Origin of the sequence: Jiangella endophytica (assembly GCF_003427025.1) — a bacterium.
Lineage (GTDB): Bacteria > Actinomycetota > Actinomycetes > Jiangellales > Jiangellaceae > Jiangella > Jiangella endophytica.
Genome location: NZ_QVAI01000012.1, coordinates 37,950 through 53,020, shown reverse-complemented (window position 1 = coordinate 53,020; position 15,071 = coordinate 37,950). Strand labels below are relative to the sequence as shown.

The following is a 15,071-nucleotide window of genomic DNA, read 5'->3' as shown; positions in this document are numbered from 1 at the left end:
CGAGGACCGCTTGACCCACGATTCCGCGGCCAAGAACCTGGCAGCTATCAGGGGGACGGGGCGAGTCTGGGCACACCTCAAGGTGCGCGGGCGTGGTCCCGGTTCCACCGTTCGTGAGCCGGGTGACTCGGTCGGTTCGGTCCGCTCGTTCGCTCAGCCCTCTAGTTGGCCGGGCGTGCGTGCCTCGGGTTCGCGCCGTTCGCCGTCCCCCTGCTGCCCATTTTCTCAGCCGCGCAACCGCGCCTCAAGCGGACTGACGGGCGCTTCGCGCCGACGAGACCGCTTGACCCGCGATTCCGCGGCCAAGAACCTGGCAGCTATCAGGGGGACGGGGCGAGTCTGGACACACCTCGAACTCCGCAGCCGAATCCACCCTCCCATCGGCGACCGGGGCGCAGTTTCGGCCATCGCCGGCTGCGCAACGCCGACCGACGTCGCCGTGGTCCGACCGGCGACGTGAACCCGCCCTCGGCGACCGTCGCCTCGGGATCACCGACGCCGTGGCCTGTGGACAGCGATGATCATCAACGATCACGTACGCCACTAGGCGTTCCCCCGCTCCACCAGGCATGCATGCCTCGCAGAGCGAACACAGTCCTAGGCATGGCCCCCGAATCGACGAGAAATCTCACCCAGTGGACGTCACACGTGCGACGACAGCCCCGACCCACGACCAGGTGCCCCCAGGAGCGCCGTCGCCGAGTATCGGCCCACGCGCCGCCACCCCGCGTCGCCCACCGGCTGGAAATGATCACGTGAACCACCCGTTCTCCCGCTTCACCATGCATGCATGCCTGGCGAACCGGGAGAACGCCTGGTCCGACGATCCTCGCCGCGCCGAAAATGGTCTGTACCACCAGCGAACGCCCCGTTCGCCACCGGGAAGAGCGAGGCCCCAGGCGCCGGAACGAGCAGCGCGTCCATGATCATCAACCTTCTGCGGCGTCATCACGACGCGGAAGATTGATGATCATGGAAGGGGTGGTGACGCGGGCAGAACGGGCAGCAGCGAGACGTCAGGTGGCGTCGGGGTCGAAGCGCGGCGAACGGGCCGTCTCAGCGGGCACCGCCTCCGGCTCCACGGCCGCAGGCTCAGCCGCCGACTCCACCGCCACCGCCGCCGACGCAGCCGGAGCCGGAGCCGACGCTGCCGGGGTCGACGGCTCGGACGCGGGCTGCTCGGACGCGTCAGCGCCCGGCGAAGCGGCCGCAGCAGCCGGAGCCGCGGGGGTGTCCTCCATCGGCGGCGGAGGAGTCTCCTCCTCGGGGGCCGGGGGCACGTCGGCAGACGGCGGAGGGACGTCGACCGTCTCGCCGACCCGCTCGCCGCCCGTGGAGGCCGACCGCGCCGACGGGCGGGTGCCGTTGCCGTTGGTACGCCGGGACGGCGAGGTGTCATCGTCGTCGTCGAGACCGAGGTCGATGCCGTCGAGGACCTTCTGGCGCACGAACGACTTCGGGTTGCGCAGGTCGGAGAGGGTCTTCAGGTCCTCTTTGTCGATGCCGAGATCGCCGACGCTGCCGGAGAGATCCTTGCGGGCGTTGGCCACCATGGTGCGAAGATCACGGACGAAGCCGGCCGCCTGCCGCGCCATGTCGGGCAGCCGGTCGGGGCCGAAGACGAGCAGGGCGACGACGAGCAGCACGAACACCTCGCCGATACCTATGTCGAACACAGTCGGCCCCCACGTCGGTTACGTACGTGCATCCGTCCCCGCAAGACTACGTGCCGCGTCAACCGACAGCCGAGCCGAGGGTGAGCGTGAACTCCAGCTCCTCGCCGTCGCGATCGACGACGACGGTGATGTCGTCGCCGGGCTCGTGGGCGCGCAGCCGGACGATCAGCTCGGCCGGGGTGCGGATGTCCTGACCGTCGACGGCCACCACGACGTCGCCCGACTCGATGCCGACCTCGTCGGCCGGGCCGCCGGGCGTGACGCCGGGGCCGTTGTCGCCGTCGTCGGCGACCCGCGCGCCGCTGCCGACGAAGGCGTTGTCGAGCAGCACGCCCATGACCGGGTAGACGGCCTCGCCGTCGGCGATCAGCTGCTGGGCGGTGCGCTGCACCTGCTCGATCGGGATCGCGAACCCGAGCCCGATGGAGCCGGCCTGCTGGCCCATGCCGAGGCTGGCGATGGCGGAGTTGACGCCGATGACGCGGCCGGAGCCGTCGACCAGCGGGCCGCCGGAGTTGCCCGGGTTGATGGCGGCGTCGGTCTGCAGCGCGTTGATGTAGGACTGGTCGTCCTCGCCGCCGGCGCTGACCGGCCGCTCCAGCGCCGACACGATGCCGCTGGTGACGGTGGCGTCGAGACCCAGCGGGCTGCCGATGGCCACGACGGGGTCGCCGACGGCCACGGACTCGGACTCGCCGAAGACGACCGGCTGGAGGTCGTCGGCGTCGACGTGGAGGACGGCGATGTCGTAGCTGGGGCTGGCGCCCACGAGCTCGGCCTCGAGCCGGCGGCCGTCGAAGAACGCCAGCTCGATGGCGCCGTCGCCCGCGGTCGCGATGACGTGGTTGTTCGTGATGACGTAGCCGTCTTCGGAGATGACGAAGCCCGAGCCGCCGGCGTCAGCGACGCTGACCGACACGACGCTGGGCAGCACGCTGGCGGCCACGCCCGCGATGGATTCGGGCGGCCGCTCGACCAGCCCGGCGGGGTCGGCCCCGATGACGGTGACCGTGCCACCGCCGCCGCTGCCGTCGTCGTCGATGGCCTCGGCCACCAGCCCGCCGGCACCGCCCGCGGCGACGGCCAGGACCAGGATGCCGAGGGTGGCCAGACCGCGGCGCTTCTTCGGCGGCCGCCGATGCCCGGCGCCGTCGGCAGGAACACCCGGGCCGGGCGCGGCGGGCCCGCCCGGCGCCGCCGCGGCGGTGCCGGCCGCCGGTGTGCCGTCGGGAGCGGTCGCGAGGAACCGGGTCGTGCCGTCGTTGGCCGGCGCGGCGCCGGTTCCGTTGCCCGCGACGAGGGGCCGGGTGGCCGCGGCCGGGCTCACGGCCGGCGCGGGACGGCTCGTCTCGTCGGAGTACTGCCACGAGCCACCCGCCCAGGGGTCGCCGCCCGGGCTCCGCTCCGGGGGCGTGGTCGGCCCGAGACTGCTCCAGCCTGCCTTCATGGCGTCATTCTCCCAGGCGGCGGCGCGAGACGCACCGTCCGGTCGCGCGTGATGATGGTCAGTCGAACGGGTTGACCCACGAACCCACCCGCTGCGCGCCCCGGGCGATGCGGTCGAGGAACCCGTCCTTCTTCTCCTCGTGCGTGGCGGCGGGGTCAGGCGGCAGGTTCTTCAGCAGGTCGCGGACGCTGTCGAGCGGGGCCTCGGCGACCACGGTGATGACCCGGCCACCGCTGGACCAGGTGAGCCGGGCCGGCGGGCCGGGGCGGGTGTAGACGACGCCGTCCTCGTAGTCGGCGGTGTCGTAGCCGTCGAGCTGGTCGGGGTCGAGCCAGCCGATCTGCTCGAACACCGACACTGTCATGACGCCGTCGGAGTAGCTGAGCTGGATGGCGTCGCCGATGCGCCGCGCCTCGTAGAGGTCCATGCCCTCGCCCAGGGAGTCCGGGCAGTGCCAGCCGTCCTCGCGCAGCTGATCGATGTCGTCCCAGCGCAGCATGGAGTCGTCGCGGTCGAAGGTGGCCGCGGGGCCGACGCCGTCGCCGGCCTTGCAGCAGGTGCCCGGGCGGCCGACGTTGATGTCGACGAACGCGCTGGCCGACAGCGTGTAGCCGTCGCTGGTGTACGACTCGCGGCGCAGCGGCAGCGCGGTCTCGCGGTCGAGCCAGAGCTGCGCGGCGACCGAGCCGTCGCTGCGGTAGGCCACGACGACGTCGGTGTAGCGGCCCGCGACGGCGTCCTCACCGGCCAGCCGGACGGTGTAGGCGCCGAGCAGGAGGTCGGCGGGGTCCTCGCCGGCCAGCCACCGGGAGGCGGTGCGGCCGTCGAAGATCGCCGACTGGCGGTTGTGCACCCGGATCGACGTCTGGCCGCCGGCGGCGTGCTGGACCTGCACGACGGCGCTGGACGAGGCCGCCGACTGGGTCAGCGCGGACCAGGTGGAGACGTACTGCGTGCCGCTGTAGGAGACGTGCTCGCCCGCCGCGGCGGACTGCCGCAGCAGCTCGACCGCACGGGGGTCGTCGCCGACGTCGCGCGAGGAGGCCGGAACCGCCTGCACGAACACCGCCAGCGCGCCCACGAGCAGGGGCATGGCCAGGACCGGCACGACCAGGGCGGCCAACCCGCCGGTCCTGCCGTGCCCGACGCGGTTGCCCAAGATCACCAGCCGTCTCCGGTGGAGCTGACGGTGCCCACCAGCAGCGAGGCGGGCTCGACGAACGGCAGCCCGCCGGTGGAGCGGGCGTGCTCGACGGTGAACTCCTCGAGCGGAGGTACGACGCTGACCGGGGTGTCGGGCGTGCCGGGCGAGCTGCCGGTGCCGCCGAGCGAAGCCAGCAGGATGAGCATGGCGCCGGTGGTGCACATGCCCAGCGCGACGACGCGGACCGCGCGGACGCGGCGGCTGGCGCGGCCGCCCGGACGCGAGCCGGACGGGCCCGACGGCGGCCTGGAGTCGCGCGGGCGCCAACCGGCCACCGGGGCCGGCTGCGTGGACGACGCCGGCGGGGCGGGCGGCAGCGGCTCGCCCGGTTCGGCCAGCGCCATCAGGCTGGCCACCAGCTTGTCGGACGGCGCGAGGGCGGGGAGCGACCGCAGCGCGTTGCGGGCGTCGCGTTCGAGCTCGACGGCCTCGCGGCAGTGCGCGCAGACCGTCAGGTGGACCAGGGCGCGGTCGCGTTCGTGGTGTTCGAGGCGGTCGTCGACGAGGTCGCTGATCCGCTCGTCGAGGTGTTTCATGCGGAGTCTCCGTGTTCACGCGGCGCGTCGGCCTCGTGCTCGTCGAAGCTGAGCGCACTGGCGTCGTCGGGCGCACGGTGGTCGAGCGCGGCCCGCAGCTGGGCCCGGCCGCGGTGGATGCGGCTGCGGACGGTGCCGAGCTTGATGCCCAGCGTGGCCGCGATCTCCTCGTAGGAGAGACCCTCGATGTCGCACAGCACCACGGCGGCGCGGAAGTCGGGCGGCAGCGCCTCGAGCGCCCGCTGGATGTCGGCCTCGAGCATGCTGTCGGTGATGACACGCTCGGGCGTCGGCTCGCGGCCGTGCAGCCGCTCGGCGGCGTCGTCGGCCAGTGCGTCGAACCGGATGCGCTGCTTGCGGCGCACGGAGTCGAGGAACAGGTTGGTGGTGATGCGGTGCAGCCAGCCCTCGAACGTGCCGGGAGTGTAGGAGGACAGCGAGCGGAAGACCCGGACGAAGACGTCCTGGGTGAGGTCCTCGGCGTCGTGCGCGTTGCCGGTCAGACGGTACGCCAGCCGGTAGACCCGTCCAGAGTGCTCGCGGACGATCTCTTCCCAGCTCGGCGGCGTCCAGGTCTCAACGTCGGCCACCCGGGGTCCTTCCTCGACACGGCTCGTCGGCACGAGCGCTACATCCATCGTCACCCATTGCCCCTTTCGTGGCCAATCAGGGAAGCCCCCCATCTATTCCCGACGTTCCCTGACCTCCAGAACGATCCGGGACGCCCACCCGGTTCCGGATCCCACGATGCGGATGCTTGACGGCCTAAGCTCAGGACTGACAAAGTTCGCGCGCGACACAGGACGTTCCCGACCTGGAGGCCGTCATTTCCACGGGCAGCACCACCCCGATCACGCCGGAGTCGTGGGCCTTTGCGGAGGCCTACCTCGACGAGGACCACATCTTCGGCCGCGCCCGGCAGCGCGCCGCCGAGGTCGGCGCCGTCCCCGTCGGCCCCGGAGCCGGGGCCGCGCTGCGGGTGCTGGCCGCCGCGCTCGACGCCCGCACGGTCGTCGAGGTCGGCACCGGTTGCGGCGTCTCGGGGCTCTACCTGCTGTCCGGCATGCGCGCCGACGGTGTACTCACCAGCGTCGACATCGAGTCCGAGCACCAGCGGCTGGCTCGCGAGGCGTTCTCCGAGGCGAACGTGGCGGCGAACCGCACGCGGCTCATCGCCGGCGCGGCGCTCGAGGTGCTGCCCCGGCTCACCGACGGCGCCTACGACCTCGTCTTCTGCGACGGCGACAAGACCGAGTACAGCGACTACCTGCAGCAGGCGCTGCGGCTGCTCCGCCCGGGCGGCGCGGTGGCCTTCGACAACGCGCTCTGGCACGACCGCGTCGCCGACTCCGCGCAGCGCGACCCCGAGACCGTCGCCATCCGCGAGCTGGTCCGTCTCGTCCGCGAGGACGACCACCTGGTGCCGGCGCTGCTCCCGGTCGGCGACGGCCTGCTCGTGGCGGTCAAGCGCGCCGACTGACACCACCGTGGGACGTGGATTGTCCCAATAGTTCACCGCGCCGACCGGGCCTGGTCACCTGGCCGCCCCGCACGGGTCGAGGACGGCCGCCAGGCTCGGCACCTGTCGGTAGCCCGGGTCCGCCGGGCCGCCCCAGGACCCCGCGGGAGGCCGGACCGTGGCACCAGGTCGCCGCCTGCTGCGCGTCGGCACCGCGGCGCTGGCCGCGGCCGCGCTGACCGGCGGCGTCGCGCAGGCCCATCCGTTCGGTGACCCGCAGACAGCGCGGGTCGGCGCCGACGGCGACACCGTCCACGTGAGCTGGCGGGCGGCCGCCGACGACCTGTCCGCGCTGGCGATCGAGCTGCGCGTGGTCGAGTCCGGCCGGACGTTCGTCTACCAGGACGGCGCGCTGGTCCCGGAGGAGTCCGACCCGACCGACGTCGACGCGTTGGCCGCGGCGCCCGAGTTCGCCGGCTACCTGCTGGAGCGCATCAGGGTGCGGGCCGGCGGGCAGGACTGCGCCGGGTCCGTCGGCGCGCTGGACCGGCTGGCCGACGACGGCGCCGAGCTCTCCTTCACCTGCGCCGGGCCGGTGCGGACGGCCGAGGTGTCGATCTCGACACTCACCGACCTGCACGCGGCCTACCGCACGCTCGCGACCGGCGCCGGCGACCAGGGGCACGTCTACACGCTGGCCGACGACACCGCCGAGTGGGCGTTCGACCCGGCGGCGGCCGCGACGACGACCGACGGCGCGGGCCTCGCCAGGCGGGCGCTGCCGCAGGTGGGCACCGTGCTCGCCGCGGTGACCGTGGCCGCCGCCGCCGTGACCCTCCTCGTACGCCGCCGGCGGCCGGAGCCGTCCGCTGACGGCGTCGGCACCGGACATCCCCACTCCTGAGGAGCGCATCGCCGTGAGATCGCACCCCCATCAGCATCGACGACTCCGAACGGTGGCGGCCGTCGCCGGCCTCGGCCTGCTGGCCGGCGGCCTGGCCGTGCCGCCGGGCCAGGCCACCCAGGACGTCACGGTCTCGTCGACCGTCACCGCCGCTCCGGTCGTGGTGCCGGACGCCGACGTCCTCGACGTCGACTTCGAGGACGGCACCCCGGTCGAGCACACCCAGAACCTGCCCGCGCGGACGGTCGGCGCGCCGGTCTACGGCACCGACCCGGGCGTGCCGGGCACCGTCGCGACCTTCGACGGCGACGACGCGCTCGTCTACCCGTTCACCGCCCAGTGGAGCAAGCTGACCACGTCGTTCAGCGTCGAGTGCGTGTTCCGGTTCGACGGCGACAGCCCCGACCAGCACGGCAACGTCTGCTCCGACGCCGAGGGCGGCGGCATCGCGATCGACGTCGGCGGCGGCGTGATGGAGGTGTGGGCGCACATCGGCGGCGCGTACAAGCGGATCAACGCGCGGCTGGAACCCGGCCGCTGGTACCACGCGACGGCGGTCTGGGACGGTTCCACGCTCTTCCTGTACGTCGACGGCCGGGTCGCGTCGCAGATCGCCGCGACCGGCGCGCTGCGGCTGCCGCCCGCGCACGCGCAGAACTGGGTCCTCGGCGCCGACGCGGCCAGCAACGGTGCCCTCCAGTCGTACAGCCTGTCCTCGATCGAGTCGGCGCGCGTCTACAGCCAGGCGCTGACGGCGGAGCAGGTCGCCGTCCTCGCCGACGCCGCGTTCGAGGACGAGGAGTCGGTCGTGACGCTGCTGTCGCCGCGGCCGGGCGAGCAGATCGGCGGCGGCACCGTCGCGCTGACCGGCGTCGTCACCCGGCCGACGGACGTGTCGTTCCGGCTCGACGGCGGCGACCCGGTGTCACTGGGCCGGGTCGACGGCACGTTCGACGCGCAGCTCACCGAGGTCGCGACGGGGACGCACACGGTCGAGGTCACCGCGACCGCGGACGACGGCACGGCCGAGACCGAGACGGTCGAGTTCAGCGTCGACGCGACCGGCCCGGAGATCACCGTGCGCTCGCCGCGGGACGGCGCGACCTACGACGGTGTGACCGTCACGGTCGACGTGGTGGCGAACGACCCCGCGGGCGTCGACGAGCTGGAGCTGGAACTGGACGGCGAGCCGATCGCCGACGGCGCCGTCATCGACCCGGAAACGGTCACCGACGGCGAGCACACGCTGGTCGCCACCGCCACCGACGGGCTGCTCAACACCAGCACCAGCACCGTCACGTTCACGACCGCAGGCAACCAGCCCGACGCTCCGTCGGACCCGGGGCCGGCCGACGGCGCGACCGACGTGCCGCCGGGCGCGGCCGACCTGTCCGTGACGGCGCTCGACCCGGCCGGCGACGTTCTCGCCGTCGAGTTCAAGCGCGGCTACGAGGCCGCCGGCGCCGCGGTCGTCCGCGAAGGCACGTCCGCGAACGCGCGGCCCGGCCGCGGCACCGGCGACCCGGTCGCCGACGCGGACGCCGTCGCCGAGGCCGACGACGACGCCCTGACCACCAGCGCCGAGGGCGCCTACCCGTTCCAGCAGTTCGAGGTCACCGTGCCCGCGGACATCGATGCGGCCCGGTTCACCGTCGAATGGGCGGGCCAGGTCCCGCGGGGGCACCGCGCGGAACTGTTGGTGTGGAACCACGCGACCCGGTCGTGGCAGCTGCTCGCCGACGGCGACGGCGGCCGGCCGCTGACGCTGAGCGGCGAGGTGCGCGTCGACGAGACCGTCCGCGAGGGCGTGGCCCAGGTGCTGGTCCAGGACGCCGGCGCGGCCGTCGTCGACGATGACGACGTCGTCTCGTTCGCCTGGATGAGCGACACCCAGTGGTACTCCAACAAGGAGCCGGAGACCTACCAGAAGATGGTCGACTGGGTCGTCACCAACCGGGCGGCGAAGGACCTCAGCTACGGCGTGCACACCGGCGACATCGTGCAGACGCCCAATGCCGCGATCGAGTGGGCCCGCGCGTCGGAGATCATGCGCACCTGGGACGAGGCCGGCTTCCCGTACGGCCTGGTGCCGGGCAACCACGACGATGTCGGCGGCGGCGAGTACCGGCCCTACCGCGAGCACTTCGGCGGCGACCGGTACGAGGACAACCCCTGGTACGGCGGCACCGTGGCCGACAACGTCCAGCATTACGACGTGCTGTCGACGCCGAAGGCCGACTTCCTCGTCATGTACCTCGACTGGACGCTGGACGACGCGGAGATCGCCTGGGCCAACGAGATCATCCAGGCGCACCCGGACCACAACGTGATCATCGCGACGCACTGGTACATCGGCGGCGGTGGCGTGTTCACCGGTCCCGGCCAGCGGATCTTCGACGAGATCGTGGTGCCGAACGACAACGTCGACCTGGTGCTGTGCGGGCACATCCACAACACGGCCTACAACATCAAGCACCTCGAGGACGGCCGGGTCGTGGTCGAGGTCCTCTACGACACCCAGGAGCTGCCGACCGCCGGCGGCGGCTGGATGCGCACGATCGACTTCGACACCGTCGCGGGCACGATGACACACGACTCGTTCTCCGTGCTCACCCCCGAGGCGGACAGCGCCTTCGGCGACCCGGCGGCGGAGAACTTCACGACGCCGCTGCAGCTGGACACGCCCACCCGCAGCATCGCGACGGACCGCCTCGGCGTCAGCGCCTGGGGCGACGCTCGGCTGGGCCTGGCGACGGGCGTGACCTCCGGCGAGCGGGCGGCGGTCACCGTCGACGGACTCACGCCGGACACCACGTACCAGTGGTACGCCCAGGCGACCGACCCGGACGGCTACTACGCCAGGTCGCCGATCTGGGAGTTCACCACGGGTGCGGGCGCCGGCTCGGCGGCGTCCGAGGTCACGGCGCGGCCGGTGACGCAGACGTACGGGACGCCGGTGGAGGTGTCGGCGACGGTGACGCCCTCCGGCGCGACCGGGACGGTCACGTTCGGCCTGGCAGGTGGGGCGGCGTGCGTCGCGACGGTGACCGGCGGCGTGGCGAGCTGCTCCCTCGGCATCCTGCCGGCGGGGACGCACGAGGTGTCGGCGGCGTACTCGGGCGACGCGGAGTACGCGCCGTCGACCGGCACCGCCCGGGTGACGGTCCGGCGGGCGCCCGCGGAGTTCGCGGCCGGCCCGGTGAACGACCCCGTCCCGCCCGGCGAGCCGGCCGTGCTGACGGCGACCCTCGCGCCGTCGGCGACCGGCGAGGTGCGATTCGACTCGCGCGGCTCGACGCTCTGCGTCGCGGTGGTCGAGGACGGGACGGCGAGCTGCGAGACCGCCGCCGGTCTGAAGCCGGGGCCGTACAGCGTCGTCGCGTCCTACGACGGCGATCCGAACCACCTGCCCGATCAGGCGCGGTTCGTGTTCCGCGCCCAGCGATAGCAGGTCCGGCCGCCCCGCCCGACCGGCGGGGCGGCCGGGCGCCGCGAAATACGGCCGATTCCGCGATCCGCGCGATTGACCGGCTGGTTACCGGGCACGATAGATCTCGTGCCGGAACTGGTCCGCCCTACCGTCGAGGTCCACGAGTCGTGGCTCGAGGCCGTCGGCGAGCCCGGCTACGAGCCGCGATGGGCCGACGACCTCCAGCTCGCCGACATGGTCCGGCCCGAGGGGTTCGCCACGTACGTCCGCCGGCAGATCGACGACGAGCGCGAGGACGCGCCGCGCTCGCGCGGCATGGTGCCGTCGACCCACCTCTGGTACGTCGACGGCCCGCTCTTCCTCGGCCGGCTGTCCATCCGGCACCACCTGACCCCGTGGCTGCGCGACTACGGCGGCCACATCGGCTACGACGTCCGCCCGTCGGCGCGACGCCGCGGCCACGCCACCGCGATGCTGCAGCAGGCCATGCCGTGGTCGGCCAAGCTCGGCATCGACCCCGCCCTCGTCACCTGCGACGTCGACAACGTCGCCTCGCGCAAGGTCATCGAGGCCGCCGGCGGCGTCTTCGAGGACGAACGGCACGGCAAGCTGCGCTACTGGGTCCCCGCGAGCTGAGCAGTGTCCGGCGTCAGACGGCGACGCGGACGCGGTCGGGGTACGTGTAGACGTTCATGCCACCGCCGCGGACGAAGCCGACCAGCGTCAGCCCGCACTCCTCGGCGAGGTCGACCGCGAGGCTGGACGGCGCCGAGACGGCGGCCAGCACCGGCACGCCCGCGGCGGCCGCCTTCTGCACCAGCTCGAACGACGCCCGGCCGCTGACCTGCAGCACGTGACCGGACAGCGGCAGCAGCCCACCCATGAACGCCGACCCGATGACCTTGTCGACGGCGTTGTGCCGGCCGACGTCCTCGCGGACGGCCACCACCTGACCGGTCGCGGTGAACAGGCCGGCCGCGTGCAGCCCGCCGGTGCGATCGAACACGCGCTGCTCGGCGCGCATGCGGTCGGGCAGTGTGGCCAGGACGCCGACGTCGACGCGGGTGGGGTCGTCGGCCAGCCGCCAGCGCAGCGCGGCACGGACGTCGACCACGCGGTCGGCGCCGCAGACGCCGCAGGCGCTGGTGGTCTCGAAGGCGCGGGCGCGCGGCGGCTCGACGCCGTGGGCGAGCGTCACCTCGATGGTGTTCTGCTCGTCGACGCACTCCTTCATGCCGGCGACGTCGGTGCGGTCGCCGATGGCGCCCTCGGCGACCAGCCAGCCGGCGATGAGGTCGAAGTCGTGCCCCGGCGTGCGCATGGTGGACGTGAGGATCTGGCCGCCGACCCGGACCAGCAGCGGTTCCTCGACCGCCAGCGTGTCGGGGCGCCGTGCCGATCGGCCGGGCCTCAGCCGTAACACCGGCCGTCGCGTCGTCATCTGCCCCATAGCACCACCGTAAGGTCAGGAGTCGACCCCCGTCCTCTTCTCTTTACCCACTTATCGCCATCCGATAAGCACCGTTCCCAACGGCTGCCGGACGCGGCAGATTGCCTGGCACCAGCGCAACGTGGCGACGAGGGAGAGGGTGCCGATGCGAGCGGTCCGGGTCCACGAGTACGGCAAGGAACCCTCGATCGACGAGGTGCCGGCGCCGGCACCCAGACAACCCTTCGACGTGCTCGTCCAGGTCGACGCGGCCGGGGTCTGCCGCACGGACCTGCACATCGTCGAAGGGCAATGGGCGCAGAAGAGCGGCGTCACGCTGCCGTACACCATCGGGCACGAGAACGCCGGCACCGTCATCGAGGTCGGTCCCGCCGTCACCAACGTCGCCGCGGGCGACCACGTCATCCTGCACCCGCTGGTCACGTGCGGTCTGTGCCGGGCCTGCCGTGGCGGCGACGACGTGCACTGCGAGAACTCGCGCTTCCCCGGCATCGACAGCGACGGCGGCATGGCCGAGCTGCTGCTCACCGGCGCCCGGTCGGTCGTGAAGCTGGACGAGAGCCTGGCGCCGCGCGACGTCGCGGCGCTCGCCGACGCGGGCCTCACGGCCTACCACGCGGTCCGCAAGGCCTGGCCGCTGCTGTATCCGGGCACGCACGCCGTCGTGATCGGCGCGGGCGGGCTCGGCCACATCGGCCTGCAGACGCTGCTGGCCACGACGGCGGCCGAGGTCACCGTCGTCGACCTGTCCGCGGAGGCACTCGAGTTCGCCGCCGAACTGGGCGCGCACCACACCGTCGGATCCGGCGCCGACCAGGTCGCGCAGGTGCTCGAGCTCACCGGCGGTGGCGCGCACGTGGTGTTCGACTTCGTCGGAGAACAAGGAACCGAGGACGCCGGCGTCGCGATGACCCGGCGGGCCGGCTCGTACTTCGTCATCGGGTACGGCGGGCACGTCGACGTCCCGACGATCGAGCTGATCTCGCGCGAGATCAACGTGATCGGCAACCTCGTCGGCTCGTACAACGATCTCGACGAGCTGATGGTCCTGGCCGCGCGGGGGAAGGTCAGGCTGCACACGAAGCTCTACACGTTCGACGACGCGCTCCAGGCGCTGTCGGACCTCGACAACGGCCTGGTGCCCGGCGGCCGGGCCATCCTCGTCCCGGCGCTCTAGAGGAGACACCGATGTACAGCAAGGACGGCCAGGACTACTTCGTCGTCGACAGCCACATCCACTTCTGGGACGGCACGCCGGCCAATCAGGCCAACCGGTACGGCGAAGGCTTCCTCAACTGCTTCTACGACTACCACCGCAACCTCAGTCCGGAGGACCGGGTGTGGTCGCTGGAGCACTTCCAGCGCCAGACCGAGGAGCAGGTCATGCACGACCTGTTCGAGGAGGGCTACGTCGACAAGGCCATCTTCCAGCCCACGTACCTCACGGACTTCTTCGTCAACGGCTTCAACACCACGGAGCAGGACGGCGCGCTGGCGGAACGGCACCCGGGGCGGTTCATCGTCAACGGCTCGTGGGACCCGCGCGACGGCGAAGCCGGGCTGGGCCGGCTGGAGCAGCTGGCGGAGCGCTGGAACCTGCAGGGCGTCAAGTTGTACACGGCGGAGTGGAAGGGCGACTCCAAGGGCTGGAAGCTGTCCGACCCGTGGTCGTACCGCTACCTCGAACGGTGTCAGCAGCTGGGCATCCGCAACATCCACGTGCACAAGGGCCCCACCATCTACCCGCTCAACCGCGACGCGTTCGACGTCGCCGACGTCGACGACGTCGCGTCCGCGTTCCCGCAGCTGCGGTTCATCGTCGAGCACTGCGGGCTGCCGCGGCTGGAGGACTTCTGCTGGATCGCCACGCAGGAGCCGAACGTCTACGGCGGGCTGGCGGTGGCGATGCCGTTCATCCACTCGCGGCCGCGATACTTCGCCCAGGTGCTCGGTGAGCTGCTCTACTGGATCGGCGCCGACCGCATCACGTTCGCCAGCGACTACGCCATCTGGACGCCGAAGTGGCTGATCGAGAGGTTCGTCGACTTCCAGATCCCCGAGGACATGCAGTCCGAGTACGGCGTCCTCACGCCGGAGATCAAGAAGAAGATCCTCGGCCTGAACGCCGCCCGCCTGTACGACCTCGACGTTCCGGCCGGGCTGCGTCTGCCCAGCGCGACGGAGCCGGACGAGGCGATCGGATCCGAACCCGCACCGGTCGCACCGGTGGCACCGTGAGCGCCACCACCGCGTCGCGCGCCGCGAGCCCCCCAAGCGGCGCCGACGCCGCCCGGGCCGGCGGCAACCCAGCCGCCGGCCCGGTGCCGGCGATCTGGCGTGCACTCGACGCCGTCGTCGACCCCGAGCTGGACGAGCCGGTGACGGAGCTGGGCTTCGTCACCGCGGTGAGCGTCGAGGACCGCGTCGCCCACATCCGGCTCCGGCTGCCGACGTACTTCTGCGCGCCGAACTTCGCCTACCTGATGGTCGCCGACGCCTACGAGGCCGCCCGCGCCGTGCCCGGCGTCGACGCCGTCGACGTGCGGCTGGAGGACCACTTCGCCGCGGACGAGATCAACGACGGCGTCGCGGCCGGCGACGGGTTCGCCGCGGCGTTCCCCGGCCTCGCCGCCGGCGAACTGGAGGAGCTGCGGATCACGTTCTGGCGCAAGGCGCACGCCGCGGAGCAGGAGCGGGTCGCGTCGCGCCTGGCACGCGACGGCGTCGACCTCGCCACGGCGCGGCTGCGCGACGCCCCGGACACCGCCCGGCTGCGACGACGGCGCGAGCGGCTGGGGCTACCGGCCGGCGACGACGCGCCGCTGCTGGTCGGCGACGACGGGGCGCCGATCCCGGCCGACGCGCTGCCGTTGCGGCTGCGCCTGGCCCGCACCACGCGGATCAGCATCGAGGGGAACTCCGGATTCTGCCGCGGCCTGCTCAGCACCCGATATGGCGGTTAGGC

At 72.7% G+C, this 15,071-nt stretch carries 13 protein-coding genes; 7 read left to right on the top strand and 6 right to left on the bottom strand.

Translation table 11 applies throughout. From position 1 onward, the window contains the following. Window positions 1-1,016 precede the first annotated feature (1,016 nt). Genes DZA62_RS22480 through sigE form a run of 5 tightly spaced genes read right to left on the bottom strand, consistent with a single transcriptional unit; the run spans window position 1,017 to window position 5,501 of the window. Entirely contained in the window at window positions 1,017-1,676 is a 660-nt protein-coding gene (locus DZA62_RS22480; RefSeq protein ID WP_116951184.1) for a twin-arginine translocase TatA/TatE family subunit, read from the bottom strand. Window positions 1,677-1,734: 58 nt separating this feature from the next. Beyond that, complete coding sequence (locus tag DZA62_RS22475) at window positions 1,735-3,123, bottom strand: S1C family serine protease (protein ID WP_116951183.1); 1,389 nt, start codon at window positions 3,121-3,123, stop codon at window positions 1,735-1,737. A gap of 58 nt (window positions 3,124-3,181) precedes the next feature. Continuing rightward, window positions 3,182-4,288 carry a sigma-E factor regulatory protein RseB domain-containing protein gene (locus tag DZA62_RS22470; protein WP_116951182.1) on the bottom strand — a complete coding sequence of 369 codons (1,107 nt, stop codon included), beginning with the start codon at window positions 4,286-4,288 and terminating at the stop codon, window positions 3,182-3,184. After that, window positions 4,285-4,863: an anti-sigma factor family protein gene (locus DZA62_RS22465; RefSeq protein ID WP_116951181.1), complete on the bottom strand. Its 579-nt coding sequence runs from the start codon at window positions 4,861-4,863 to the stop codon at window positions 4,285-4,287. The genes DZA62_RS22470 and DZA62_RS22465 overlap by 4 nt, the downstream gene beginning before the upstream one ends. Continuing rightward, a complete protein-coding gene (sigE, locus tag DZA62_RS22460) occupies window positions 4,860-5,501 on the bottom strand; it encodes an RNA polymerase sigma factor SigE (RefSeq protein WP_116951180.1) in 642 nt (213 codons plus the stop codon). Before sigE ends, DZA62_RS22465 begins: the two co-directional genes overlap by 4 nt. 188 nt (window positions 5,502-5,689) lie before the next feature. Here sigE and DZA62_RS22455 point away from each other — a divergent pair, with 188 nt between their 5' ends. The 4 genes from DZA62_RS22455 (at window position 5,690) to DZA62_RS22440 (ending at window position 11,292) form a co-directional block, all read left to right on the top strand. Next, a complete protein-coding gene (locus DZA62_RS22455; protein WP_408619434.1) occupies window positions 5,690-6,343 on the top strand; it encodes an O-methyltransferase in 654 nt (217 codons plus the stop codon). Between the two features lie 157 nt (window positions 6,344-6,500). Next, window positions 6,501-7,226 (top strand): hypothetical protein, encoded by a 726-nt coding sequence (locus DZA62_RS22450; RefSeq protein WP_116951178.1) that lies wholly within the window; start codon window positions 6,501-6,503, stop codon window positions 7,224-7,226. A gap of 52 nt (window positions 7,227-7,278) precedes the next feature. After that, entirely contained in the window at window positions 7,279-10,674 is a 3,396-nt protein-coding gene (locus DZA62_RS22445) for an Ig-like domain repeat protein (RefSeq protein WP_157987836.1), read from the top strand. A gap of 108 nt (window positions 10,675-10,782) precedes the next feature. Beyond that, window positions 10,783-11,292: a GNAT family N-acetyltransferase gene (locus DZA62_RS22440; RefSeq protein WP_116951176.1), complete on the top strand. Its 510-nt coding sequence runs from the start codon at window positions 10,783-10,785 to the stop codon at window positions 11,290-11,292. Between the two features lie 13 nt (window positions 11,293-11,305). Here DZA62_RS22440 and fdhD read toward each other — a convergent pair whose 3' ends face one another. Then, entirely contained in the window at window positions 11,306-12,106 is an 801-nt protein-coding gene (gene fdhD / locus DZA62_RS22435; protein ID WP_198664070.1) for a formate dehydrogenase accessory sulfurtransferase FdhD, read from the bottom strand. Window positions 12,107-12,251: 145 nt separating this feature from the next. On the opposite strand from fdhD, the gene DZA62_RS22430 reads away from it, so the two are divergent. The 3 genes from DZA62_RS22430 to DZA62_RS22420 are packed head-to-tail and all read left to right on the top strand — an operon-like array spanning window position 12,252 to window position 15,069. Beyond that, window positions 12,252-13,283: an NAD(P)-dependent alcohol dehydrogenase gene (locus DZA62_RS22430; protein ID WP_116951175.1), complete on the top strand. Its 1,032-nt coding sequence runs from the start codon at window positions 12,252-12,254 to the stop codon at window positions 13,281-13,283. A gap of 11 nt (window positions 13,284-13,294) precedes the next feature. After that, window positions 13,295-14,344: an amidohydrolase family protein gene (locus DZA62_RS22425; RefSeq protein ID WP_116951174.1), complete on the top strand. Its 1,050-nt coding sequence runs from the start codon at window positions 13,295-13,297 to the stop codon at window positions 14,342-14,344. After that, entirely contained in the window at window positions 14,341-15,069 is a 729-nt protein-coding gene (locus DZA62_RS22420) for an iron-sulfur cluster assembly protein (RefSeq protein WP_198664069.1), read from the top strand. Before DZA62_RS22425 ends, DZA62_RS22420 begins: the two co-directional genes overlap by 4 nt. The last annotated feature ends 2 nt before the right edge of the window (window positions 15,070-15,071 follow it).